The 24,442-nt window shown below is 69.1% G+C and carries 21 protein-coding genes and 1 tRNA gene; 14 read left to right on the forward strand and 8 right to left on the reverse strand.

Translation table 11 applies throughout. The annotated features are described in order from the left end of the window. Positions 1–62: 62 nt before the first annotated feature. Positions 63–1,295 (forward strand): sensor histidine kinase, encoded by a 1,233-nt coding sequence (locus tag ACO1BU_RS04880; RefSeq protein ID WP_424134787.1) that lies wholly within the window; start codon positions 63–65, stop codon positions 1,293–1,295. Positions 1,296–1,301: 6 nt separating this feature from the next. On the opposite strand, the gene ACO1BU_RS04885 is transcribed toward ACO1BU_RS04880, so the two are convergent. The 3 genes from ACO1BU_RS04885 to ACO1BU_RS04895 all read right to left on the reverse strand — a co-directional run bounded on the left by ACO1BU_RS04885 (position 1,302) and on the right by ACO1BU_RS04895 (position 4,489). Continuing rightward, a tRNA-Leu gene (locus ACO1BU_RS04885) sits at positions 1,302–1,387 on the reverse strand. Positions 1,388–1,418: 31 nt separating this feature from the next. After that, complete coding sequence (locus tag ACO1BU_RS04890; RefSeq protein ID WP_424134788.1) at positions 1,419–3,521, reverse strand: protein-disulfide reductase DsbD family protein; 2,103 nt, start codon at positions 3,519–3,521, stop codon at positions 1,419–1,421. Between the two features lie 17 nt (positions 3,522–3,538). Then, positions 3,539–4,489 carry an aldo/keto reductase gene (locus tag ACO1BU_RS04895; protein WP_424134789.1) on the reverse strand — a complete coding sequence of 317 codons (951 nt, stop codon included), beginning with the start codon at positions 4,487–4,489 and terminating at the stop codon, positions 3,539–3,541. A 212-nt stretch (positions 4,490–4,701) separates the two neighbouring features. Here ACO1BU_RS04895 and ACO1BU_RS04900 point away from each other — a divergent pair, with 212 nt between their 5' ends. Beyond that, positions 4,702–5,985, forward strand: a complete 1,284-nt coding sequence (locus tag ACO1BU_RS04900; RefSeq protein ID WP_424134790.1) for an MFS transporter — start codon at positions 4,702–4,704, stop codon at positions 5,983–5,985. A 43-nt stretch (positions 5,986–6,028) separates the two neighbouring features. Here ACO1BU_RS04900 and ACO1BU_RS04905 read toward each other — a convergent pair whose 3' ends face one another. After that, entirely contained in the window at positions 6,029–6,466 is a 438-nt protein-coding gene (locus ACO1BU_RS04905; RefSeq protein ID WP_424134791.1) for a GFA family protein, read from the reverse strand. A gap of 102 nt (positions 6,467–6,568) precedes the next feature. On the opposite strand from ACO1BU_RS04905, the gene ACO1BU_RS04910 reads away from it, so the two are divergent. The 12 genes from ACO1BU_RS04910 (at position 6,569) to ACO1BU_RS04965 (ending at position 18,695) form a co-directional block, all read left to right on the forward strand. Beyond that, positions 6,569–6,775 (forward strand): hypothetical protein, encoded by a 207-nt coding sequence (locus tag ACO1BU_RS04910; RefSeq protein WP_424134792.1) that lies wholly within the window; start codon positions 6,569–6,571, stop codon positions 6,773–6,775. Between the two features lie 106 nt (positions 6,776–6,881). Then, a complete protein-coding gene (locus ACO1BU_RS04915) occupies positions 6,882–7,403 on the forward strand; it encodes a GNAT family N-acetyltransferase (RefSeq protein WP_424134793.1) in 522 nt (173 codons plus the stop codon). Between the two features lie 107 nt (positions 7,404–7,510). Further along, positions 7,511–9,949: an ATP-dependent helicase HrpB gene (hrpB, locus tag ACO1BU_RS04920; RefSeq protein WP_424134794.1), complete on the forward strand. Its 2,439-nt coding sequence runs from the start codon at positions 7,511–7,513 to the stop codon at positions 9,947–9,949. 79 nt (positions 9,950–10,028) lie between these two features. Then, complete coding sequence (locus tag ACO1BU_RS04925; protein WP_424134795.1) at positions 10,029–11,126, forward strand: trypsin-like peptidase domain-containing protein; 1,098 nt, start codon at positions 10,029–10,031, stop codon at positions 11,124–11,126. Positions 11,127–11,318: 192 nt separating this feature from the next. After that, positions 11,319–12,008 (forward strand): winged helix-turn-helix domain-containing protein, encoded by a 690-nt coding sequence (locus tag ACO1BU_RS04930; protein ID WP_424134796.1) that lies wholly within the window; start codon positions 11,319–11,321, stop codon positions 12,006–12,008. A gap of 4 nt (positions 12,009–12,012) precedes the next feature. Beyond that, complete coding sequence (locus tag ACO1BU_RS04935; protein ID WP_424134797.1) at positions 12,013–13,488, forward strand: sensor histidine kinase; 1,476 nt, start codon at positions 12,013–12,015, stop codon at positions 13,486–13,488. After that, positions 13,485–14,618 (forward strand): YbfB/YjiJ family MFS transporter, encoded by a 1,134-nt coding sequence (locus ACO1BU_RS04940; protein ID WP_424134798.1) that lies wholly within the window; start codon positions 13,485–13,487, stop codon positions 14,616–14,618. The genes ACO1BU_RS04935 and ACO1BU_RS04940 overlap by 4 nt, the downstream gene beginning before the upstream one ends. A 187-nt stretch (positions 14,619–14,805) precedes the next feature. Next, positions 14,806–16,032, forward strand: coding sequence for a CaiB/BaiF CoA transferase family protein (locus ACO1BU_RS04945; protein WP_424134799.1), 1,227 nt, complete (start codon positions 14,806–14,808; stop codon positions 16,030–16,032). After that, positions 16,029–16,931 (forward strand): hydroxymethylglutaryl-CoA lyase, encoded by a 903-nt coding sequence (locus ACO1BU_RS04950; RefSeq protein ID WP_424134800.1) that lies wholly within the window; start codon positions 16,029–16,031, stop codon positions 16,929–16,931. Before ACO1BU_RS04945 ends, ACO1BU_RS04950 begins: the two co-directional genes overlap by 4 nt. A gap of 52 nt (positions 16,932–16,983) precedes the next feature. After that, the gene (locus ACO1BU_RS04955; RefSeq protein WP_424134801.1) at positions 16,984–17,484 is read left to right on the forward strand and encodes a P-loop nucleotide/nucleoside kinase family protein; all 501 of its coding nucleotides are present in this window, start codon (positions 16,984–16,986) and stop codon (positions 17,482–17,484) included. Between the two features lie 191 nt (positions 17,485–17,675). Further along, the gene (locus ACO1BU_RS04960) at positions 17,676–17,912 is read left to right on the forward strand and encodes a hypothetical protein (protein ID WP_424134802.1); all 237 of its coding nucleotides are present in this window, start codon (positions 17,676–17,678) and stop codon (positions 17,910–17,912) included. Between the two features lie 3 nt (positions 17,913–17,915). Next, positions 17,916–18,695: a substrate-binding domain-containing protein gene (locus tag ACO1BU_RS04965; RefSeq protein WP_424134803.1), complete on the forward strand. Its 780-nt coding sequence runs from the start codon at positions 17,916–17,918 to the stop codon at positions 18,693–18,695. 98 nt (positions 18,696–18,793) lie between these two features. Here ACO1BU_RS04965 and ACO1BU_RS04970 read toward each other — a convergent pair whose 3' ends face one another. The 4 genes from ACO1BU_RS04970 to ACO1BU_RS04985 form a co-directional block, all read right to left on the reverse strand. Continuing rightward, positions 18,794–20,488: a response regulator gene (locus ACO1BU_RS04970; RefSeq protein WP_424134804.1), complete on the reverse strand. Its 1,695-nt coding sequence runs from the start codon at positions 20,486–20,488 to the stop codon at positions 18,794–18,796. Further along, entirely contained in the window at positions 20,469–21,995 is a 1,527-nt protein-coding gene (locus ACO1BU_RS04975; RefSeq protein ID WP_424134805.1) for an ATPase domain-containing protein, read from the reverse strand. Before ACO1BU_RS04975 ends, ACO1BU_RS04970 begins: the two co-directional genes overlap by 20 nt. A gap of 324 nt (positions 21,996–22,319) precedes the next feature. Continuing rightward, positions 22,320–23,267 (reverse strand): DMT family transporter, encoded by a 948-nt coding sequence (locus ACO1BU_RS04980; protein WP_424134806.1) that lies wholly within the window; start codon positions 23,265–23,267, stop codon positions 22,320–22,322. Positions 23,268–23,405: 138 nt separating this feature from the next. Further along, positions 23,406–24,269 (reverse strand): isocitrate lyase/PEP mutase family protein, encoded by an 864-nt coding sequence (locus tag ACO1BU_RS04985; RefSeq protein ID WP_424134807.1) that lies wholly within the window; start codon positions 24,267–24,269, stop codon positions 23,406–23,408. Positions 24,270–24,442: the final 173 nt, after the last annotated feature.

The raw sequence follows: 24,442 nt of genomic DNA on the forward strand, positions 1-24,442 counted from the left end.
CCAGTTCCATCAAAGCTTGGGGCACGGCCTGAACATTTCCCCTCTTGGCTCGTTCACGCAACATGCCTTCGAAGCATCGCGAAAACCTGGTGGGGTCCGGCTTAGAGACGGAAGCAGGGCGCCTGCGCCTGCATCAGCGCATCCTGCGAGATTTCGGGCGGATCGCGCTCGAAGACCTTGAGATCAAGCTGCTGCTCCAACGCGCGGTGGGCCAGGCAGCGCGCGCGACCGGCGTTGGACACACGAAGATCATGCGTTACCGCTCTGAACTCGGCGACCTGCTCGCGGAGGCCGGCTTCGGTTGGCGGCCCGGTGTCATCGGCAAGGCTCGCTTCGGCATCGACACTGCCTCACCCCCCGGCCGCGCCCTGCAGACCGGCCAGGCCGTGCTGATCGACGATATCCGCGAAAGCTCCGAGTTCCGCCAGCATCCCGTGATCGAGGAGCATGGAATCGTCTCGCTCCTGAACGTTCCCATCCGCTTCGATGGCATCGTCTGGGGCACGCTGGAGGCTGACAGCGAGGAGCCGAACCATTTCGGCGAGGCCGACATAGAGTTCCTGGAGGCGATGGCGGCCCTTGTTGCCGGTGCCCTGCAGCGCCGCCAAGCCGTCGCCCAGGTAGAGGCCGCCGCGGCCGAGATCGCCGTGCGGGCCGAGCGGCGCGCCATGCTGCTTCGCGAGCTTCAGCACCGGGCCAAGAACAACCTCGCCCTCGTCGTCTCCATGCTCGGACGGGAGCGGCGGTCCGCGAGTGCGGAGCAGGATGCGCGTGCCGCAGCCCGGCTGGAGACGCTCATGCAGCGTGTAACTGCCATCGGCCTCGCCCAGGACCGCTTGTCAGGCGCGGAGGACGGTGGCCTCGCCGATGGAACGGGCACCGACCTCGCGGGCTATCTGCAGGCACTTCTCAGCAGCCTGGAACTCAGTCTCGGCGGAAGGGTCGTTTTCGACGTCGATCTGGACCCTTGCGTCCTGCCCTTCGACAAGGCCGTTGCGGCTGGTCTCGTGGTCAACGAACTGGTCACCAACGCCGTAAAACATGCCTATCCCGAAGGTGAGGAGGGCACGGTCCGTGTCTCGCTCCACACCGATGAGAGGCTTGCCGAGGCGGCGCTCACCGTCGCTGATGAAGGGCGTGGCACCGATCCCGCCGTGCTCGGTGCCCGGCGAGCTGGTGGGGGGCAGGGACTCGAACTTCTTCGGCTGCTCGCCAAGCAACTTGGTGGCGATGTCGAGTACGGGAGGCCAGAGCGCGGCACCAGCATCACCGTGCGCTTCCCCCTGGTGGTGTGACATGGATGGTCCCCCCTGCCGGATTCGAACCGGCACACCCCAACGGGTGAGCGATTTTAAGTCGCCTGCGTCTACCGTTCCGCCAAGGGGGGACATCTCAGCATAGCGCCCTTCGGCGCCACGTCACGCTGCCGGCCTGGCACCCTCACGCCCTGCCGAGATTGTCTCGATCACCATCCGCTCCGTCAGGATCTGCGGCAGGACCACCGGATCGCCCCCCTTCGCGGGATAGAAGAGGTAAAGCGGCACGCCCTCCCGCCGCTGGGAGCGCAGCAGAGCGGTAATGGCGGGATCGCCCCGCGTCCAGTCGCCGGTCAGCATGGTTACACCGGCTTGCGCGAAGGCGGCACGCACGGCCTCCGTCTCCAGCGCCACACGCTCATTCACCCGGCAGGTGATGCACCAGGCAGCGGTCAGGTTCACGAAGACCGGCCGGCCCTCCGCGCGCAGCGCGGCAAGCCGTGCCTCCGACCAGGTCTCGCCCGCCGCTTCCGTGCGGGTGGCGGCAGGCGCCGTGGCCTCGACCCGTGACAGCAGGACCAGCGCGGCCAAAACCGCCAGCCCGGCCGCGCCGCGCCCGATCCAGCGCGACCGCCCCGAAGCTTGCGCCACACCCAGGGCCCAACCAGCGAAGCCCACCAGCAGCGCGCCACCGAGCAGCCAGACCAGTCCATCCGGCCCGGACTGTACGGAGACCACCCAGGCCAACCATGCCGCGGCGCCATACATCGGGAAGGCCAGGGCTTGCCGCAGCCGCTCCATCCAGGCGCCCGGGGGGGGCAGAAGCCGGGCCAGGCTGGGAAAGGCGGCCAGCGCCGCATGGGGCAGGGCCATGCCCAGCCCCATTGCGCCGAAAACGGCCAGGGCCGCGACAGCCGGCATGGCCAGGGCTGCGCCCAGCGCCGCCGCCATGAAGGGCGCGGTGCAGGGCGTCGCCACCGCCACGGCCAGCACGCCCGTGCCGAAGCTGCCCCAGCCATGCCCCCCGGGGGCCCCGCCCAGGGCCGGCCCACGCACGGCATAGACGCCCGAAAGATTCAAACCCACGGCCAGCATCAGCCAGGCCATGGCCGCCACGAAGACCGGCGAGGTGAACTGGAAGCCCCATCCCGCCGCCAGCCCCGCGGCCCGTGCCGCCACCAGCACCCCGCCCACCGCCAGGAAGGCGAGCACCACCCCCGCGACATAGGCCAGGGCCTCACTCCGCACCGCGGCGCGCGAGGCGCCGGAGAGCCGCGCCACCGCCATGGCCTTCATGGCCAGGATCGGGAAGACGCAGGGCATCAGGTTCAGGATCAGTCCGCCCAGCGCGGCCCAGAGCGCTGCCTGCCAGAGCGGCAGGCCCGGGGCGCTGCGGGGGAGCGCCGGCATCGCGCTGGGCTCTGCCGAGACAGTATAGGCGCTACGAACCCCCGCCGCGTCGGTGATCGCCACCACGCCGGAGAGGTGAAGAGGCTCGCGTCCATTGGGCGCGCGGGTCAGCGACAGCACCAGCGCGCCTTCCCGCACGGAGAGGGTCTGTGGCGCCGTGTTGTCCAGCACGCCCAGTTCATCGGGGAAGAAGAAGGCCTCCTTCACCGCGCCTGGAACGAGGCCGGGGCCGGCGATCTCGATGGCGCCGCGCGCGCCCTCGAACCCCACCCGCACCGCGAAGGGGGAGGGACGGGGGAGGGCGGCCTCGGCATGCCGGAACAGGTCGGCCATGGCCGGATCGGGGCGCGGCGCGGCCTCGATCGGCAGGTCCAGGCGAAAATTACCCTCTTCGGGGATGCAGACATCGGCGCAGACCAGCCAGCGCGCCGTGCCCTCGATCGTGTAGAGGCGACCGGGCTGGAGATCAGCGGGCGGCGTGACCGTAAGCGGGAAGACCGCCTCTCCCAGATAGCCGAAATTCACCAGCGGGCCGTAGGGGATGCGAAGCGGGGCCGGAAAATCCATCGGCCCGGCCTGCCCGCCATCCGGCAGGCTCAGCCCCAGCACCGGCGCCTCGCCGGCATCGCCCGGATTGGTCCAGTAGCTGTGCCAGCCCTTGGCCAGCACCTGCCGCAGCGCCAGGCGGAAGGGCTGCCCGGGCGCCACGGCGGCCTGCTCCGCCACCAGCGTCACGCGGGCGCGGGGGGATTCCACCGCATCGCTCTCCACAGCATGCGCTGTGAGGGGCGCGAGCAGGATGGCCAGCAGGAGGGCGAGGGCGCGCATCGGCGTGGCATAGGACCGATGCATCATCCCCCGCAACACGTGGCTCAGGCGCTGGCCGCATCCAGCGCCCGGATATCCTCCGGCGAGAGCTTGAGGTTCACCGCGCGCACCAGGCTGGACAGCTGCTCCAGGCTCGTCGCGCTGGCGATCGGGGCCGTCACCCCCTCCCGCGCGATCACCCAGGCCAGCGCTACCTCGGCGGGCCTGGCATCGTTGCGCCCGGCCACCTCGTCCAGCGCCGCCAGGATCTTCATGCCGCGGTCGGTGAGATACTTCTCGATCCCCGCGCCGCGCTTGCTCTTCGAAAGATCCTCCTTCGAGCGGTATTTGCCCGAGAGGAAGCCGGAGGCGAGGGAGTAATAGGTGATCACGCCGATCCCCTCCCGCATCGCCAGATCGCGCAACTCGCCGTCGAAGCTGGAGCGGTCATAGAGGTTGTATTGCGGCTGCAGGGATTCGTAGCGCGGCAGGCCCTTCTCCTTGGCCACCTTGAAAGACTCCGCCAGCAGCGCAGCGTCGTAGTTGGAGGTGCCGATGGCCCGCACCTTTCCCGCCTTCAGCAGCTTTTCATAGGCACGCAGCGTCTCTTCCTGCGGCGTGTTCGGGTCGGGCCAGTGGGACTGGTAGAGGTCGATCACATCGGTCTGCAGGCGGCGCAGCGAGTCCTCCACCGCCTTCTCGATCCACTTGGCCGACAGATCCTTGTGACCCTGGCCCATGTCGGAGCCGACCTTGGTGAGGATCAGCACCTTGTCCCGCTTGCCGGGATTGGCGCGAAGCCAATTGCCGATGATCGTCTCGGATTCCCCGCCCTGGTTGCCCGGCGCCCAGCGGGAATAGACATCGGCCGTGTCGATGGCATTCAGCCCGGCATCCACGAAGGCGTCCAGCAGGCTGAAGCTCGTGCGCTCATCGATGGTCCAGCCAAAGACATTGCCGCCGAAGACAAGGGGGGCGATCTCCAGGCCGGATCGGCCGAGCGGGCGCTTCTGCATGGGTTGGTCCTCATACCTGTGTGGAGGCGCAGTTGGGCAGCCATGCCCCCGCTGCCCAGGGGCGGCGCCCGATCGGAACCCTGTCGCATCGAGGCAGGGACGACCGGGTTCCGCCCGGTGAGCCGCAGGTTGAAACGTCACGGCGCCGAGCCGGTTAGCTTCTCTGGGAGGGCCCTTCGACCGGACCGGAGGGCAGCCAGGGAGGGCGGTCCATGCGGCAGAAACAGCGCGCCGAGCGCGCGCTGGACGTGCTGAGCTTCTTCGTCTCCGATGCCCGCTACGGTCTCGGCGCTTTCCTCGGCGTCTATCTCATGACCGAACATGGCTGGGACGCGGGAAGCATCGGCACCGCGCTCACCATCGGCGGGCTGACCGGGCTGGTGTCGCAGGCCCCGATGGGGGCTCTCGTCGATGCGGTGCGGGCCAAGCGCGCGCTGATCGCGGGGGCGGTCGTGATGGTGACGGCGTCCTGTCTTGTGATCCCTTTCGCGCCCCGCTTCTGGCCGGTCGTGATCGCCGGCCTGATCGGTGCGCTGGCCGGGGTTACGATCGGGCCCACCCTCGCAGCCATCGGGCTCGGCGTGGTCGGGCCAGAGCGTTTCGCCCATCGTGCCGGGCGGACTGAGTCGCTGTTCCATATGGGGGATGGCGCGATCAGCCTGCTGATCCTGGTCACCGCGCCTTTCTTCGGCAGTTCGGTCCTGTTCTGGACGATGTGCTTCACCGCCCTGGCCAGCGTGGCGGCGGCGGCGGCGGTTCCCCGTAACGCCATCGACCACGATGTGGCCCGGGGCCTGCTGCCAGGCGATGAGGCCCATGCGATGCGGCCTTCAGCCTGGCGCGTGCTGCTTTCCTCCCGGGCCCTGCTGATCTTCGCGGCCTGCGGCGCCCTGTTCCACCTGGCCAATGCCTCCATGCTCGGGCTCGTCTCGCAGAAACTCGCCCTGCAGAACACGGGGCAGGGAATCACGCTCACGGCGGCCTCCGCGATCGCCGCGCAGTCGGTGATGGTGCCTGTGGCGGCGCTGGCCGGCGCGCGGGCGGATGCCTGGGGGCGTAAGCCCCTGCTCCTAGCCGCCTTCGTCGCGCTGGTGCTGCGCGGGGTGCTCTATACCCTCTCCGACAACTCGGTCTGGCTGATCGGGGTGCAGTTGCTCGACGGGGTTGGCGCGGGGCTGATCGGCGCGCTGTTCCCGGTGGTGGTGGCGGATCTGACCCGGGGCAGCGGGCATTTCGCGGCTGCCCAGGGCGTGGTGGGCACCGTGCACCAGCTCGGCGGCGTGATCAGCATGGCGCTGGCGGGCCAGATTGTCGTGCATGCTGGCTACGACACCGCCTTCCTCTCCCTGTCAGGGATTGCCGCTCTGGGGGGCCTCCTGTTCTGGCTGGCCATGCCGGAAACGCGGGGCACGGTGACGGAGGCGATGGCCAGCCACGCCGCCGCGGAGGCCGTGGCCTGGCAGCCGCTTCCGGGCGCCCGGGAGCCGCAGGCATGAGCCAGGACCGCAGTGAATACGCGCCATGGCCTCCTGCTGAGGGTCAGGAACCTGCCGCGCCCTCAGGGAAATAGCGCAGCACCCCGGCGATCCGGGGCCCCGCGGGATTGTCGGCGGGATGGTTCACCCCGTCATTCACCGGCACCTCCGGGAAGTCGAAGGGGCTGACGCCTTCCAGGCAGGCGACGTTGATGCCGTACTGGTTGGGATTCGAGCGGCGCTGGTGATGCGTGTAGATGCCGCAAACCGAGCAGAAATGGTGCTTCGCCGTCCGAGTATTGAACTGATAGGTGCTCAGCCGGTCCGCCCCCGCCAGGATCTCGATGCCGGCGCGCTCCACCGGAACCACGATCGCCCCGCGCATCCGGCAATAGGAGCAGTTGCAGCGGCGGGCCGTGCGGAAGCCGTCGGTCAACGACACACGGAAGCGCACTGCTCCGCAATGGCAGGCGCCATTGATCGTCTGGATGTGCTGGCTCATCGGCTGGTTTCCCTGTCCCGCAGCGCCACAGCCTCGCAGGGCGCGAACTTCCGGTACCGTTGGCGCGTTCTAGACGGACACGCCAGGAGGGAGGATCGCAGCATGGCTGCTCGACCGCCGGAAGGCCCCAAGGCCGATTACAGCGCGGACCAGGCCTCCGAGGCCTATATCCCCCGGCCGCCTTCGCCTGGCGCGCTGGACCAGCTCAGCAAGGAGCAGGGGATGCTCACCGACGAGTGGACCGGCGAGCCGCCTGCCAAAGGCCCCAGCGAGGGTGATCCGGCGGAGGAAAAGCCCAGCAAGGCCTAGGGTAAACCCAATCAGGAGGGCTACTCTCGACCCAAACCGGACATGAGCATGTCTTGAACCGAGACGCTTACGGCTTCAGAGTTGAAGTGAATTACATGACCGTAGGATGAGCAGCACCCACGACCTTTCGACAGCTGCACAGCGGAGGACACCCCGCCTGCTACTGCGGCGTCCTACCCTGGCTGACCTCGACTTCATGGTGGATCTCTTCTCTCGCCCAGAGCTAGTGGCGCACCGCCCGCATCCTGAACCAGACTCCGCTGACGTCACTGCCGCCCGCTTCGACCGAGAAATGGGCCATTGGAAACGGCATGGGTTCGGGCGGTGGGCTATTGAGCAGAAAGGTGCGCTGATCGGCTTCGGAGGGCTGACCAGAAAGACGGGCTTCGAGGCGCTCAACATATCCTATCACCTACACCCTGCTGCCTGGGGGCATGGCTATGCCTCTGAACTGGCAGCCGAAGCTCTCCTGATAGCCTTCGGCCCCTTGCAGGCCAGCAAGGTCATCGGCCTCGTGCGCCCGGCTAATCCAGCTTCGCGGCGAGTGCTGGAGCGCCTGGGCTTCGCGCCAGAGCGTGAAGTCATGCTGGACGGGGCGCCAACGGTCCTGCTCGCTCGCTATCCCTGAAGGTCTGCTGTCCACCCATTGCCGTCCTCCCCGATTAGGTGTTCACCCGAGCGGCCGGCCCCGCCCCGTTTGACAAGCCGGGCCGCGCCCCCGAGACCGGCGCGGCCATGCAACTGCCCGAACTTCCAGTTTCCGAGGCCCTGCCCGCGCTCCTCTCTACCCTGCGCGAGGCCTCCAATGCCGTGCTCGTCGCCCCGCCGGGCGCGGGCAAGACGACCATCGTGCCCCTGGTACTGCTGAGTGAGCCCTGGGCCACCGGCAAGATCCTGGTTCTCGAACCCCGCCGCGTCGCTGCCCGCGCCGCCGCGCGCCGCATGGCCGATCTCGCGGGGGAAGGGTCACCGGGCGGGCTGGTCGGCCTTTCCACCCGGCTGGACCGGGCCGTTTCCGACCGCACGCGGGTGGAGGTGGTGACGGAAGGGCTGCTGGTTCGCCGCCTGCAATCTGATCCGGGGCTGGAGGGCGTCTCGGCCGTCCTGTTCGACGAGGCCCATGAGCGGCATCTCGATACTGATCTCGGCCTGGCCCTCTGCCTGGACCTGCAACGGGAGCTGCGGCCGGAACTGCGGCTGGTGGCCATGTCCGCCACGCTGGACGCGGCGGGCTTCGCGGGCCTGCTGGACGCGCCGGTGATCGAAAGCGCCGGCCGCGCCTACCCAGTCGAGATTTTCCACCGTCCCCGCGACATCAAGGAGCCGCGCGACCTGCCGGAGGCCATGGCCGGCGCTATCCGCGAGGCGCTGCGCGACCACCCCGGCGACGTCCTGGCCTTCCTGCCGGGCTGGGGCGAGATCCGCCGCACGGCCGAGCGCCTAGGCGGGGTGGCTGCCGATGTGCTGCCGCTGCATGGCGAGATGCCGCCGGCCGAGCAGGACAAGGCCCTCAACCCCTCCAGCCGCCGCAAGGTGGTTCTGGCCACCTCCATCGCCGAAACCTCACTGACCGTGCCCGGTGTGCGGATCGTGGTGGATGGCGGCTTCCGCCGGGCCCCGCGCCTGGATGCCGCCACGGGCCTGACGCGCCTGGCCACCGTCCGCATCTCCCGCGCCGCTGCCGAGCAGCGTGCTGGGCGCGCGGGCCGTGCCGAGCCCGGTGTCGCCATCCGCCTCTGGACCGAGGCGCTGCATCGTGGCCTGCCGCTGGCCGACCGGCCGGAGATGCTGGAGGCCGAACTCTCCGGCCTCGCCCTGGACTGCGCCGCCTGGGGCGCCGAGCCGCGGGCGCTGCCATTCCTCGACCCGCCGCCGGAGGGTGCGCTGGCCGCTGCCCGCACCCTGCTGCATGACCTCGACGCGCTGGATGCGCAGGGCCGGATCACCCCCACCGGCCGCCGCATGGCCCGCCTGGGCGCCCATCCTCGCCTGGCCCGGGTGATGGTGGAGACGCGCACGCCGGAGGAAGGGGCGCTCGCCGCTGACCTTGCCGCCCTGCTGGAGGAGCGCGACCCGATCCGCAACCGGGAGGCGCCCAGCGACATCAACCTGCGCCTGGACCTGCTGCGCGGCGGCGACCATCCGGAGGCAGACCGCGCCACGGTCCAGCGCATCCGCCGCACCGCGCAACTCCACCGCCGCCGCCTTTCCATCCCCGAGCGCACCCAGCCAGAGGGCGATCCCGCAGCCCTGCTGGCTGCTGGCTTTCCCGACCGCATCGCGGCCCGGCGCGGCGCGATGGAGGGCGCCTTCCGCCTGTCCTCCGGCCAGGGCGCCCGGTTGACCGCCACGGACCCACTACGGAAGGCGCCGCTGCTGGCGGTCGCCGCGCTGGAGCTGGCGGGCACCGAGGCCCGTATCCGCATGGCCGCGCCGCTGGACCGCGCCACCCTCGAAGCCCGCTTCCCCGACCGCTTCGTGCGGGAGGAGGTGACGGAGTTTGATACCCGAACCAATGCCGTGGTCGCCCGCAAGCGCCTGCGCTTCGGCCCGCTGGTGCTGGAGGAATCCAACCTTCCCCATGCCGACCCGGCCCTGGTGGCCGAGGCCCTGGCCCGCGCCGCCGCCTCCCGTGGCTTCCGCGACCTGGACTGGACCAAGGGCGCCATCCAACTCCGTGCCCGGCTGCGCTGGGCCCATGCGACGGAGGGCGCGCCCTGGCCGGATGTGTCGGATACCGCCCTGGCGGGCGCTGCCGCCGAATGGCTCGCCCCGTATCTGAACGGCCTGACCCGCCTCTCGGAGCTGAAGGGCCTGGATGCGAGCGCCATCCTCCGATCCCTGGTGCCATGGGAATTGCAGCGCCGCCTGGACACCGAGCTGCCGCCCCGCGTGGACCTGCCGGAGGGCCGCTCCGCCGCCATCGATTATGACCGCGAGGTGCCGGCCCTGGAGGCCCGCGCCCAGCATCTTTTTGGCCTTGCCGCCCCTCCGCCGCTGATGGGCGGGCGCATCCCGCTGCAGGTTTCGCTGCTCTCCCCGGCCGGGCGGCCAATCGCCGTTACCTCGGATCTGGGGGGCTTCTGGCGCGGCGGCTGGGCGGAGGTGCGGCGGGAGATGCGCGGCCGCTATCCGAGGCACGCTTGGCCGGAAGACCCTTCGCAGCAAAGCTGATGCCTTGAACGCGCCGGGATCATTCCCTCTCTATGAGAGGATATTTCCTCGCCGAATCGCCGGAGAGCCAGAAGCCAACATGCATCAGCCTTTGCCCCGCCGTGCCGCCCTGTGCGGCTTCGCGGCCCTGGCCATCGCGCCCGGCTGCACGCCCGCCGGGGCGCAGGCCCAGGTTCAGACCCCCACGCCCCGCTTCACCACGGTTCCCGATTTCGCGGATCTCGCCCAGGCCGTGCTGCCGGCCGTGGTGAATATCGCCGTCATTGGCGAGCAGACCACCCAGATTCCGCCCGAGCTGCGCGGCACGCCCTTCGAGCGGTATTTCCGGGAGCGCCGTAACCGCCAGCAGGTTCAGGGCGCGGGCTCGGGCTTCATCATCGATCCGGCTGGCTATGTCGTGACCAATAACCACGTGGTCGGCTCGGCGGCCCGGGTTGTCGTCTCCCTCCAGGATGGCAGCGAGCACCCGGCGCGGGTGGTCGGCACGGATGAGCTGACGGACCTCGCCCTGCTTCGCATCGAATCCCGCGTGCCGCTGACGGCCGTGCCCTGGAGCACCTCGCCCGTGCGCGTCGGGCAATGGGTGCTGGCCTGCGGTAACCCCTTCGGCCTGGGCGGCACCGTGACCTCCGGCATCGTCTCCGCCCGTGGGCGCGAGATCGGGGCCGGGCCCTTTGACGACTTCATCCAGACCGATGCCGCGATCAACCCCGGGAATTCCGGCGGGCCGCTTTTCAACACCTCGGGCGAGGTGATCGGCATCAACACCGCCATCTACTCTCCCTCAGGTGCCAGCGCCGGCATCGGCTTCGCCACCCCCTCCGAACTGGCCAAGGGCGTGATCGAGCAACTTCGCCGCGATGGACGCGTGGAGCGTGGTTGGCTGGGCGTGGCCGTGCAGGATGTGGGCAGCGAGGCCCCGCGTGGCCGGCGCGGTGTGCAGATCCAGGGCGTGGAGCGCAATTCCCCCGCCGCCCGGGCCGGGCTGCGCCAGGGTGATCTGGTGACGGCCCTGAATGGCGAGCGGATCGAAACCTCCCGCGCGCTGATCCGCAGCATCGCGAGCATCGCGCCGGGGCAAAGCGTGCGACTCTCGGTGCTGCGGGAGGGGCGGAGCCAGGACATCAACGTGCAGGTGGGCCGCCGGCCGCCGGGAACCGGCGTGCCGCAGCAATAGGCCGCAGGCCGCGACGGAGGGACGGACCAGGGCCTGGAAGTTAGCTCTGCCTGCCCCTGTGCCCGTCCGGCCCGGCGCGTCGTGCGGGGCAGGCCGGACTTGGAGCATCTTGCGCGCGGCTCCCGCGCATGACGCTATGGAGCAGGAGGGCCTGCCAAAGGCCGGCCCGCAATCGAGAGCCAGGGACGTGCTGTGCGAATTCTTCTGGTGGAGGACGATCCCGAGGTCGCCCGTTTTGTCCGCAAGGGCCTGACCGAGGCCGGCCATAGTGTCGAGCATCGGGACAATGGCAAGGACGGCCTTTTCGCCGCCGCTGGCGAGCCCTTCGACCTGTTGGTGCTGGACCGGATGCTGCCCGGCGGCGTCGATGGTCTGCGTTTGGTCGAGACACTCCGGGCGCAGGACAACCGCACGCCCGTTCTCTTTCTCACTGCCCTCTCCGCGGTGGATGAGCGCGTGCGCGGCCTGAAGGCGGGCGGCGACGACTACCTGACCAAGCCCTTCGCCTTCGCGGAGCTGCTGGCACGGGTCGAGGCCCTGGGCCGCCGCCCCGCTGCCGAGGCGCCCGCGACGAAGCTGCGTGTGGCCGATCTGGAGTTGGACCTGCTCTCCCGCTCCGTCACGCGCGGAGGCAAGCGAATCGACGTGCAGCCGCGCGAGTTCCGCCTGCTGGAGCATCTGATGCGCCATGCCGGCCAGGTCGTGACCCGCACCATGCTGCTGGAGAAGGTCTGGGACTACCACTTCGACCCGCAGACCAACGTGATCGACGTGCATGTCTCCCGCCTCCGGCAGAAGCTGGACCGCGGCTTCGACAAGCCGCTGATTCATACGGTCCGCAATGCTGGCTACATGATCCGGTCGGAGGACCAGCCCTCGTAGCGCCATGCCCATCGAGCGGGTCCGCCGGGCTCCCGTCATCCGGCTGGTCGACAGCGCGGGCTTCCGCTTCGCCGTCTTCTTCGCCGTCATGTTCCTGCTGGGCGGCGTGGCCTTTGCGGGCATCGTCTGGTGGAACACGGCGGGTGGCCTGGACCGGCAGACGGATCTGGCGATCCGCGCCGATGTCGGGGCACTGACCGAACGCTTCCGCACCGCTGGCCGTGCTGGGGTGCAGGAGGCGATCGAGGCCCGCCTGGGGCGCGACACCGACGACCAGGATCTTTACCGCCTGACGGACTCCACCGGGCGTCACATCGCCGGCAATCTCGACACCACGCCGGAGGAGCTGGACGGCCCGCCGCCCGAGGCCGAGGCGCTGCGCTGGCTGCGCGCGCCGCTGCTGCGGGAGGGTTTGCTGACCGAGGCGCGCCTGTATCGCGCCGACCTTCCCAATGGGGACCGGCTGATCGTCGGGCGTGACGTCGAGGAGCGGCTGCGGCTGCGGGAGCTGCTGGGGCGGGGGCTGGGCTGGGCTGCCAGCGCCTCCTGCCTGATGGCGCTGATCGGCGCACTGCTGCTGCGCAGCGCCCTGCAGCAGCGTCTGCGGCCTGCGGCCGAAACGGTCACCGCCATTGCTGGAGGCGACCTCTCGCAGCGGGTTCCGATCTCGGGGCGCGAAGATGAATTTGACCGCCTGGGCCGCACGCTGAACGCCATGCTCGACCAGATCGGCACGCTGATGACGGGCATCCGTGGTGTGTCCGATGCCATCGCCCATGACCTGCGCACCCCCGTCGCCCGCGCCCGCGCCCGGCTTGAGGAGGCGCTGGATGGCGATGCGGAGACCATGCGCCGTGCGATCGAGCAGGGCATCGCCGACCTTGATGGCATGACCCGCATCTTCCAGGCCGTGCTGCGGATCACCGAGGCGGAGGCTGGCGCCCGCCGCGCCGCCTTCGCGCGGCTCGACCTCGTTCCGCTCCTGGCCGATGCGGCGGAGCTCTATGAGGCAATCGCCGAGGCGCGCGGCGTGGTCCTGGAGACCAAGCTTCCGGACAGCCTGATCCTGACGGGTGATCGCGACCTGCTGCTCCAAGCGGTGGCGAACCTGCTGGACAACGCCGTGAAATTCACCGGGCAGGGCGGGACGATCCGCCTTTCCGCGGCCAGCTCGGATTCCGAACTGCGGATCACCGTGGCCGACGAGGGGCCTGGCCTGCCGATCGCAGATCGCGCCCGGGCCGGGGAGCGTTTTTTCCGTGCCGACAACGCCCGTACCACGCCGGGCTATGGGCTCGGCCTCTCCCTCGTGCGCGCGGTGGCAGGGCTGCATGGCGGGGAACTGGTGCTGGAGGACGCGCGTCCCGGCTGCGAGCCCCCTGGTCTTTCGGCCACTATCACCCTGGATGCTGGGCTGGCCCAGCCTGCCGTCCCTCCCGCTGTGGCTTCCGCCGCCCCGGCGGAGGATGCGGGGGGGTGAGCGCCCCGTCGGCGCTTCGTCCGGCCCTGGCCGGCGCCGCCTCGCTTCTCTCCACCATCGGCCTGGCCCGCTTCGGTTATGTGCCGCTCTTTCCCGCTCTCGTCGCAGGGGGCTGGGTGGATGGCGGGCAGGCGGGGGCGCTCGGCGCCACGACCCTGGCCGGGCATCTGGTGGGGGCACTGGCGGCACCAGCCGCCGGCGCGCGGCTGGGCGTGCGGCGGGCGCTCGACCTGGGCATGGCCTTCGCCACCATCTCCCTGCTGGCCTGCGCGCTGCCGTTCGGCTTCTTCTGGCTGCTTCTCTGGCGCGGAATGGCCGGAATCGCGGGCGGGCTGGCGATTTCCCTGGCGGGCCCCGCGGTGCAGGCCGTCACGCCCGAGGGACGGCGTGGCCAGGCAGGCGGCATCGTCATCGCCGGGGTCGGGGCGGGGATCATCCTTGTCTCGATCGTGGTTCCGCTCCTGCTCTCGGCCGGGGTGGCGGCCACTTGGCTCGGCTCCGGCCTTCTGGCGGCGGCACTCTGGGCCTTCGCGCATCCGTCCTGGCCTGATCCGCCCAGCTTGCCAGATGCGGCGGGGGCGAGCCCGGCAGCACCGGGCGGTTTCGCCGGCACATTGATCCTTGCTTATGGGTTCTCTGCTGCGGGCATGGCGGCCCCGATGGTTTACCTCGCGGATCTTGCGGTGCGCGGGCATGGAATGGCGCTCTCGGCTGGCGGGCTGGTCTGGGCGCTATTCGGGGTGGGCGCGGCGCTTGGCACCATGACGGGCGGGCGCGCGGTGGACCGGCTGGGGCGATGGGCCATGGCGCTGTGGATGGGGGCGCAGGTGGCGGGGCTGGGTTTCGCGCTGGTTCCGCATCCGGCGGCGGTGCTGCCGGCTGCCCTGCTCTCCGGCTTCTCGGGCATCGGGATCACCGCCGTCGCGCTGGGCCGGCTGCGGGCGGAGGCCGGGCCGGCGACGGGCCGCTTCTGGTCCCGCGCCACGGCCGTCTATGCGGCGGCCCAGGCGGTTACGGGCTATGGCTTCGCCTGGCTCTTCGCCGCATTCGGGAACCAGCACATGCCGGTCTTTCTGGCCGGGCTCCTGCTCAGCCTGGCCGGGTTGGCCGTGGCGCTGCGGCGGGGGTAGCCCAGCTTTCCCCGGCGGGCGTGCCGAAGCCCCGGCTGCCGCCGAAGTATCTCGCGTCTCCGCCCAGGTGGGGCCAACGCGTCCTCCATGCCCGTGGCCAGAGCGACCGGATCACGGCTCTTCCGACCCCCCCTTGCCACCGCTGCCCCGCCGGGGAACATCCCCTGCCGACGCAGGAGGAATGCCCATGCCGGATGATGCCGGTCCGATCCCGCTAACCCCGCCGCGAGAGGACCCGCGCCTGCCGCTGACCGGGCTGCGGGTGGTGGAACTGGGCCATTACATCGCTGCCCCCTTCGCCACCCGCCTACTGGCCGATCTCGGCGCCGAGGTGATCAAGGTGGAGCCGCCCGAGGGCGATCCGCACCGGGACTGGGGCGCGCGGGTGAACGGCCATGCCGTGTGGTTCAGCATTCATGGCCGCAACAAGCTCTCCGTCACGCTCGACCTGAAGAGCGAGGAGGGGAAGAGCCGGGTACGGGCCCTTTGTGCCCGCGCCGATGCGCTGGTGGAGAATTTCCGCCCTGGCTATCTGGAACGGATCGGCCTCGGCCCGGATGTCCTGCGGGCGGAAAATCCACGGCTCGTCATCGCCCGCGTGTCCGGCTACGGCCAGGACGGGCCTTATCGCGACAAGCCCGCCTTTGGCGCAATTGGTGAGGCGATGGGCGGCTTGCGGCACCTGACCGCCAATCCCGGCCAGACCGACCTGCCGCCGCCGCGCTGCGGCGTTTCGATCAGCGATGACCTAGCGGGGATGTATGCGGCGCTCTCCCTCGTCTCGGCCTGTTGGGGGCGCGATCGGAAGGCGGACGGGAAGGGGGTCACGATCGACCTCGACCTTGTCTCCTCCGTCTTCTCGCTGATGGAGGGGATGTTGCCGGAATACGGGCTGCTCGGCCGCATCCGGCAGCCCATGGGCGCCGCCCTGCCCAGCGCCGCGCCGACCAATACCTATCCCTGCGCCGATGGAAAATGGCTGGCCGTGGCAGGCAATTCCGACCTCATCTTCCGGCGCCTCATGACGCGCGTCGGCCGTCCCGACCTGGCCGATGATCCGCGCATGGCCAGCAATTCCGGCCGCTGCGCCAATGCGGCGGAGCTGGATGCCGCCATTGCCGAGTGGACCAGGACCATGACGGCGAAGGAGGCACAGGAGGCCCTGGAGGCGGTGCAGGTGCCTTGCTCGCGGCTCTACGACATGAAGGACTGCGTAGAAGACCCGCATTTCCAGGCGCGCGAGATGATGCTGGATGTGGAGGATCCGCTGATCGGCAGGACCGTGCCGCATCCCGCTGCCCCCTTCCGCTTCGAGGGGCTGCCGCCGCGCGATATGGTCCGCTGGCCCGGTCCTTCCGTGGGCGCGCATAACGACTACGTATTCGGCGAGCTGCTGAAGGAGAGAACGCCATGAGCGAGTTCGCCACGATCAGCGACGTCGCGCCGCGCGACGGTCTGCAATCCATCGGTCCCTTCGTTCCGACGGAGACGAAGATCGCCATCGTCCGCGCCATCTACGAGGCGGGCGTCAGGCGAATGGAGATCGGCTCCTTCGTTTCCCCGAAGGCGGTGCCGCAAATGGCGGATACGGCGGAGGTGCTGCGCGCCGCGCTGGAACTTCCAGGGCTGGAATGCACGGTGCTCGTGCCGAACCGGCGCGGCTTCGAGCTGGCGGCCCAATCCGGCGCGCAGCGGCTTGGCCTCTTCATGTCCGCAACCGAGAGTCATAACAAGTCGAACCTCAACCGCACGCGGGAGGAGTCTTTTGCCGATCTCGCCGCCATCGTGCGGGAGGCGACGGCTGCTGGTCTGCTGATCCGCTTCAACCTCTCCACCGTCTTCCACTGCCCTTTCGAGGGCGTGGTGCCGGAGGAGGAGGTGCTGGGCTGGGTGGAGCGGATCGCGGCGCTCGATCCGTCCATGGAGATCGCGCTCTGCGACACCACGGGCAATGCCTCACCGGACCAGGTGCGCCGTCTGTTTGAGAAGGCGCTGGCCAATTGGGGTGGGCGCTTTGCCTTCCACGGGCATGACACCTACGGCATGGGCGTGGCCAATGTCGCCGCAGCCTGGGATGCCGGAGTGCGGGTTTTCGATTCCGCGGCTGGCGGGCTGGGCGGCTGTCCCTTCGCGCCGGGTGCCACGGGCAATGTGGCGACCGAGGACGTGGCCTGGCTGTTCCGCCGCATGGGTGTGGAGACAGGCATTAATTGGAGCAGGCTGCTGGAAGCCGCGGATCTCGCCGCGGCCGTGCCGGGCGGAACACCCGGCGGGCGGTTGCGCGGCGTGCCGGCGGTGCGGCGCGCGGCCTGAGTCGGCCCACCGCGGACAGCGATCACCCGTTCCCGAGATCCGAGGACCATCCTTGCCTGCCCCGTTTCATCTTGTCTGCGGCTCCACCGGGGCAGGGAAGACAACCTATTCACTCAGCCTGGCTGAACGGCTCAGAGGCGTGCGCTTCTCCATAGATGAATGGATGACTACGCTTTTTGGGAAGGATGCCCCCCAGCCCCTCGAATTCGGCTGGATGATGGAGCGGATCGGCCGTTGCGAGATCCAGATCGGCCGCATGGCGATCCAGTGTGCGGGCCACGGGCTGCCCGCAGTCCTGGATCTTGGCTTCACCCGCGCTGACCAGCGGGCGCGCTTGGCTGCCCTGGCCCGGGATGCGGGCTCGGACGTGGTGCTGCACTTCCTTGACCTGCCCGCCGAGGCACGCTGGGCAAGGGTCGAGGCGCGCAACCGCGAGAAGGGAAAGACCTTCGCGCTGGAAGTCACCCGGCCGATGTTCGATTTTGTCGAAACACTCTGGCAGGCTCCGAGCGAAGCGGAAATGACGGCGCTGAATGCCATTCGCGTGACGTGAACTGATCGGGACGGGAACCGGCCGGCGCGGCGAGGGATCCCGCTTCCGCAGCCGCTTGCCCGTCGCGTTTTGGAGGCGGTTATACGGGGCGGGTTATAGCTGCGGGGGAAGAAGCGATAGCTCGCGCGGTGGCGGGCCCGGTATCCTCGATGCCGCGCCGGCGCGACCAGCTCGGCGAGAGGAGCACGTCCATGGCATCGCATTCCGGACGCCGCGGCCTACTGGCCGGTGCGGCCGTCCCTTCTTTGCTCTCCTCCACGACGCGCGCGCAGGGCCCGGCGACCGCGACGCGCAAGCGCATGCTGGACCGGGTGGCGGCGGACCGGGTGCGCGTGACGGGCTACGACTTTCCCTTCCCGGCGCATGGCTTCATCGCGCGGGATGGCGCGGAACGGTACCGCTTCGTGCCCTCGAACTGGCTGAGCTGAGCCATGGAAATCGTATCGCGCCGCATCCTGCTCGCGGGACTGGCGGCACCTGTGGTCCTGCGCGTGGCGCAGGCGACGGGGGTGGAGATACATGTGCTCTCCTCCGGCAGCTTCACGGCCGCCTATCAACGGCTGGCGCCGGAGTTCGAGCGGCGGACCGGGCACCGGCTGGTCAGCGCTTTCGGAGCGTCCTTCGGCCCCGCGCCGGACGCGCTGCCGCAACGCCTGGCCCGAGGGGAGCCCGCGGATGTCGTACTTGCGCTGGAGGATGCGCTGGAGGCACTCGCGGCCGCCGGGCATGTGGACCGGGCAAGCGTGACACGCCTCGCGGAGACGCGGGTCGCCTTCGCGGTGCGCGCGGGCACGCCGCGGCCGGACATGTCCACGGTGGAGGCGCTGCGCGCGGCGCTGTTGGCCGCGCCGAGTATCGCCTATTCACCCAGCGGCTCGGGCCGTTTCTACGAAGGGAAGTTGGTGCAGCGCCTCGGCATCGCGGAGCAGGTACTGCCGAAGTCGCGCCGCTGGTTTCCGGACCGGATCGGCGCGGTGGTGGCGCGGGGTGATGCCGCGCTGGGACTGCAGCAGATTTCGGAGCTCCTGCCGGTTCCGGGGATTGAGGTGATCCGCATCCCGGAGGAGGTTCAGAAGGTCTCCTACGCCTCGGCCGCGCTGGGAAGCCGGGCGCAGCAACCCGAGGCGGCGCGGCAGCTCATCGCCTTCCTTGGCTCGCCGGAGGTCGCGCCGCTGGTTGCGGAAACGGGTCTGGACCCGATCCGGCGCTGAGGCACGACGCGCCGCTCGGACGGGAATGTATCTACTCGGTGCTTGTCGCTCGCGCTGAACAAGCACCGAAGGCCCTATCGCGGGGCCTCCATACTTCCTCAGGCTTCGCGTAACCGTGCAAGTACGTTCCGGGTCGCAAGGGCGAGTTCTTCCAGGCGGTATGGCTTCGGCAGCAGCGCGACGCCTTCGGCTTCGGCTTCGCGCCTGGCCGCTTCCGGGTAGGCGGTCGTCAGGATGATCGGTAGCCCGGGGCGGCGCCGCTTCACCTCTCGGACAAGATCCACGCCGCTCATGCCGCCCGGCATCATCACATCCGAAAAGACGAGATCGACGGCGCGGCCATTGGAGAGTGCCCCGAGAGCGGCCGTTGCGCTTGATGCCCGCGTCGCCTCCAGGCCGAGTTGGGTGAGCATTTCGGTGACCAGTGCCGCGACCTCATCGTCGTCCTCGACCAGCAACACATGGCCGACCACCAGGTCCGGAGATCCCCCGACCGCATGCTCGGCATGGGCTTGCTCCGCCATGGCGGGCGCCACGTTGGACCGTGGCAGGAGCAAGGAGACGGTCGTGCCGTGCCCGTCGGCCGTGTCGATGCGGACGGCCCCGCCGGACTGCTTGGTGAAGCCGTAGACCTGGGCGAGGCCCAGGCCCGATCCCTTCCCAATATCCTTGGTCGTGAAGAATGGGTCGAATGCGCGCGAGGCCACATCAGGTGGCATGCCTGTCCCGGTGTCGATGACGGAGAGGCGCACGAAGTCGCCTCGGAGATCGCCATCCTCCAGATCGGGGAGGTTCTCTCCCCGGATGGTGATGGTGCCCCCCGCCGGCAAGGCGTCCCGGGCGTTCACCGCGAGGTTCAGCACGGCCAGCTCGAGCTCGCCAGGATCCACTGCGACGGGCCAGAGATCGGCTGCGAGATCAAGGGTGACATGGACATCGCCGCGCAAGCTGCGGTCGAGCAGATCCCGCATGCCACTGACGTGCCCGCAAAGGTCGATGGGCTCAGGCCGGAGTGCCTGGCGGCGCGAGAAGGCGAGCAACTGCCGCGTCAGCGTCGCGCCGCGTCCGGCGGCCTGCCGCATACCCTCAATGAGGCGCCGGCGCCGGGCGGGGTCGGTCTGGCGGTCGAGCATGTCGAGCCCGCCGGAGATAACCATCAGCAGATTGTTGAAGTCGTGCGCCACCCCGCCCGTGAGCTGTCCAATGGCTTCGAGTTTCTGCGCGTGGCGCAGCGAATCCTCCACCCTGGCGCGCTCGGCAATCTGTGCGCGTAGCTCACGATTTGCGGCCTCCAACTCACTGGTTCGCGCGGCGACCAGGTCTTCCAGCTCCCGCGCCGCCCGGTTCCGCTCGGCCAGATGTTCGCGAACCTCGTATTGCCGCCGCCGCGCCCGCACGGCCGCGTGAATGGCGCTCGTCAGGGTGATGGCCTGAACCGGCCGCTCAAGGAGAGACACGTTCCTGAGCGCCGCCACCAGCCGCCCGCGCCCCGCGACGACCATGGGGTGCTCCCGGTGGCTTGTCAGCATGACGAAGGGCATGTCCGACCAGGGCGGCTGCTTTTCGACCCAGGCCGTCAGGCCTTCGATCGGCTGGTTGTGCAATGCCTCCTCGGCGATGAACACGGCGTCGGGTTCGGCTGCAAGTCCCTCGACCAGCTCCGCAAGATTGGCGCAGACCCGCGCCGACAGACTTGCTCGGCGCAGCACCTCCGCCGAGGCCAGGCCGTCCCGCCCCGTCGGGGCGAGCACGAGCACCATGGGCCGCTGGGGTTCAGCGGCTGTCGGGTTCATCGTCCGCCAGGAGAGGGGAGCCGGTGCCGTTATACTGGGGTGTCCCTGTGAAGACGCCGCTGAAGTCCTTGAGCGGCGGCCCGATCGCCAGCCCTTGCGAGCTGAGCCGGAACTCACGGATGGTCTGCTCATGGCTGCCGCTGCGCTTCTTCACCACGGAAAGCGCTCGCCGCACTGTGCCGCCGAATTCGAAGTAGCGGAGCACGAGAACCGCATCGCTCAAATAACTGATGTCGAGCGGGGTCTGCATCGGCCCGACCATGCCGTGCTGTGCCAGGACGAGGATGGTGAGCACGCCCAGCTGGTTCAGATAGCTCAGCAGCTCGTGCATCTGCAGGATCAGGAAGCGCTCGTCCGGCATGGCGTTGAGATAGCCATTGAGGCTGTCGAGCACGACAACTCGCGCGCGGTCCACCTCCACGGCATTCCGGACCAGATTGGCGAACTCGCCCGGCGAAAGCTCGGCCGGATCTACCTGCTGAATCCGGATGAGCCCGGAAGTCAGCGCTGACTCAAGCTGCAATCCGAGCGAGGCCGCGCGGGCGAGGATGGTGCCCGTGCCTTCGTCGAAAGCGTAGATAACGGCGTGCTCGCCGCGATCCGCGGCGGCTAAGGCATAAGTCAGTGCCAGCGAGGATTTGCCGACACCAGCTGCGCCGAGCAGAAGCGCGCTGGTGCCTCGCTCCAGGCCGCCACCGACGATAGCGTCGAGGCCGGCATGGCCGCTGGAGAGGATGCCGCCAGGGTAGGGCCGGTGGTGCTCGGCCGCGACGAGCCGAGGGTAGATTTCGAGCCCGCCTGTCTTGATCGTGAAGTCGTGGAAGCCTCCCCGGAATGGCATGCCACGCATTTTGACGACCCGAAGGCGCCGGCGCTCGCCGCCATAGTCGACCGCGATCTGTTCCAGGTGAACCACGCCATGCGCGATCGAGTGCAGCTGGAGATCGTCGCTCTGCGACGACATGTCGTCCAGCATCAGGACCGTACAGGCACGGCTGGTGAAAAAGTGCTTCAGCGCCAGGATCTGGCGGCGGTACCGCAATGAGCTCTGTGCCAGGAGCCGCATCTCGGACAGGCTATCGAAGACGATCCGCGACGGGTTCAGCTCCACCACGCGATCAAAAACCAGCTGCGTCGTCTCGCTGAGCTCCATCTCAGCCGGGTGGAAGACCGTCAGCTCCCGGCTAGGGTCGAGACTCGCTTCCGGGGGCACGAGTTCGAACACCGCAATGCCGTCCAGGGACCAGCCGTGCCGTCTGGCGACGAGCCGCAACTCCCGTTCCGTCTCCGACAGGGATATGTAAAGCGTGGTCTCGCCCCTGCGGGCCCCTTCACGGAGGAACTGGAGTGCAAGGGTCGTCTTGCCGGTGCCGGGCCGCCCCTCGCAAAGGTAGAGGCGGTCCGCATCGAAGCCGCCGCCCAGGATGTTGTCGAGACCCTCGCTGCCGGTCGAGATCCGCGGGGGATCCCCATCGGGGTTGACCGACTCTTCTCGTTTTTCGGCCACGCGTCGTCCTTACCATGACCGGGAAGACCCGCTCCGGTGGGCGGGTTGCTGCGGCGGCCTAGCTTGTAATCAGAAAATGGAAGGCTGTCAGGCCGAGTTCCTGCCCCAGGAAAGCACACTCTTGCCAGCTAACGGGATCTTGCATGAGGCAAGATTCCATACCGCTCGCCGGAACCACGTGATGTGAAGCGGGCTGCCTGGGCACTCATGATCTCAGCGCGGCCCCCTCCGTTCACGCGGGTCTATGCCTGTGGTTCGCCAGATAAAACGGGTTCCGGCACGCCCCCCCGCTGCCCCAGGCTCGGATCGTAACAGGCCCTGGCTTCAGCCCACCTTCGCGGGCCGGGGCCGGCGAAGGTGGCGGGGCAAGCGGCCATCGATGAAGGCCAGCCCCCCGCCGATCAGTGCCATGCCCATCAGGTGCTGCGCGTGTAGCTTTTCGTCCAGCACCAAGGCACCAAGCAGGATGGCTGTGGCCGGGATCAGGAAGGTGACCAGAAGCAGATTCGTCGCGCCCGCCGTCGCCAGGATGCGGAAATACAGCCAGTAGGCCAGGGCGGTGGAGAGCAGCCCCACCCCCAGAACAGCGGCCCAGCTTGCGGTGCCTGGCGGCGGGAGGGTCCAGGGCTGGTCCACCAGAAGCATGACGGGCAGCAGCAGGAGCGCCGAGGCGCAGACCTGGCCCGCCGCGGTGGTCAGGGGCGCCACGCCCATGCGCCGAAACCGGCGCCCATAGATGCCGGCGAAGGCATAGGAGAGTGCTGCCCCGAGGCAGGCGAGCTGGGCGGGCAGATCGTGGCCGAGACCTTCCAGAACGCCCGGCCCGATCATCACCGCGACGCCGAACAGGCCGAGGACCACACCTGCCACTTTGGGCAGCGTGAGCTTCTCATCCGGGGTCAGGGCATGCGCGACGAGCACGCCGAACAGCGGTGTCGTGGCATTGAGGATCGCGGCAAGGCCGCTGGCGATCCGGTGCTGCCCCCAGACAATCAGCACGAAGGGGATGGCGTTGTTGAGCAGCCCCATGCCGAGGAAGGCGGCCCAGATCCGTCGCTCCCGCGGCAGGGCTTGGCCGAGAAGGCGCAGCACCAAAAGAAGCGCCATGGCGGCGACGCCCAGGCGCAACCAGACCAGCGTCACGGAAGGCAGTTCGCGCACCGCAACGCCGTTGAAGAAGAAGGAGCCGCCCCAAAGGATGGCCAGGGCCAGCAGCATCGCCCATTCGCGGCCGCCCATCCTAGGCGGTGCGGCATCGTGCACCTTCGTCATTTCGGCCTCCCCAGTCGGCCTTTGCCATAGACGCCGGGGCGCGCGGCCGCGCCCCGGATCTTGCGCTCGTATTCTGGCGCCGGGCAGGCCTGCCGGCTTCGCGCCTTTGACACGGCGGCCAGGCAGAGAAAGACGGAATCAGCCCGGTTCGCGCGTCCAGCGCTTCTCGAATTCCCAGACTTCCGGAAAGCCCATCAGCTCGTTCATCCGGCTGAAGGCGTAGGTTTCCAGCGCGTTGCTGTCGCCATGCTGGCGCAGATGGCCATAGGCGTGCTCCAGCGCGGCGGTGGTGGCGAGAAAGCCGATGGCGGGGAAGATCGCGATGTTGAAGCCGATTGCCTTCAGCGTCTCGGCCGGCAGGATGGGCGTGCGGCCACCCTCGACATTGTTCGCGAGCAACGGCGCATCGATCTCCTGGCCGATGCGCTTCATCTCGTCCTCGCTTTCCGGGCTCTCAATGAAGATGATGTCGGCCCCGGCCTGGCGGTAAAGCTTCCCGCGCCGGATCGCCTCGTCCAGCCCGAGGCCGGTGCGTGCATCAGTGCGCGCGATGATGAGGAAGTTGGGGTCGCGTCGCGCCTCGGCGGCCACCTCGATCTTCAGCGCCATTTCCTCGGCCGGGATCACGCGACGGCCCGGGGTGTGGCCGCACTTCTTCGGAACCTCCTGGTCCTCCAGCTGGATCGCCGTGACGCCGCCGGCCTCATAGCCCTGCACGGTGTGGCGGACGTTCAGCAGCCCGCCATAGCCGGTATCCGCGTCAGCAATCACGGGCGTCCTGCTGCTCTGGGCAAAGCGCGCCATGCGGGAGACCATGTCCGTATAGGTCGCGATCCCTGCATCCGGTACGCCGAGATGCGAGGCCACCGTGCCGTAACCTGTGGCGTAGAGGGCGGTGAAGCCCATCCGGTCTGCAACGCGGGCGGAGATCATATCGAAGATGCCCGGCGCCACGACAAACTGGCCGGCGTCCAGCGCGGCTTTCAGGGCGGGATGAGCCATTCCTGTGTTCCTCCTTTTATCGCCCCGCACCGCTTTTGAGGTGCAGAACTGCTGGTGAGGTCATTCCTGATAGAGCCAGGAAGCCAATGAGCTGCATCATGCCTGGCCGAGGCAGGGTCAAGGGTCACCCACCCAGCGCGCAGCCAGGGCGATAACTTCTCGAAATCCGGGGA

This window comes from Roseomonas chloroacetimidivorans, from assembly GCF_049629625.1.
Classification (GTDB): Bacteria; Pseudomonadota; Alphaproteobacteria; order Acetobacterales; family Acetobacteraceae; genus Roseomonas; species Roseomonas chloroacetimidivorans.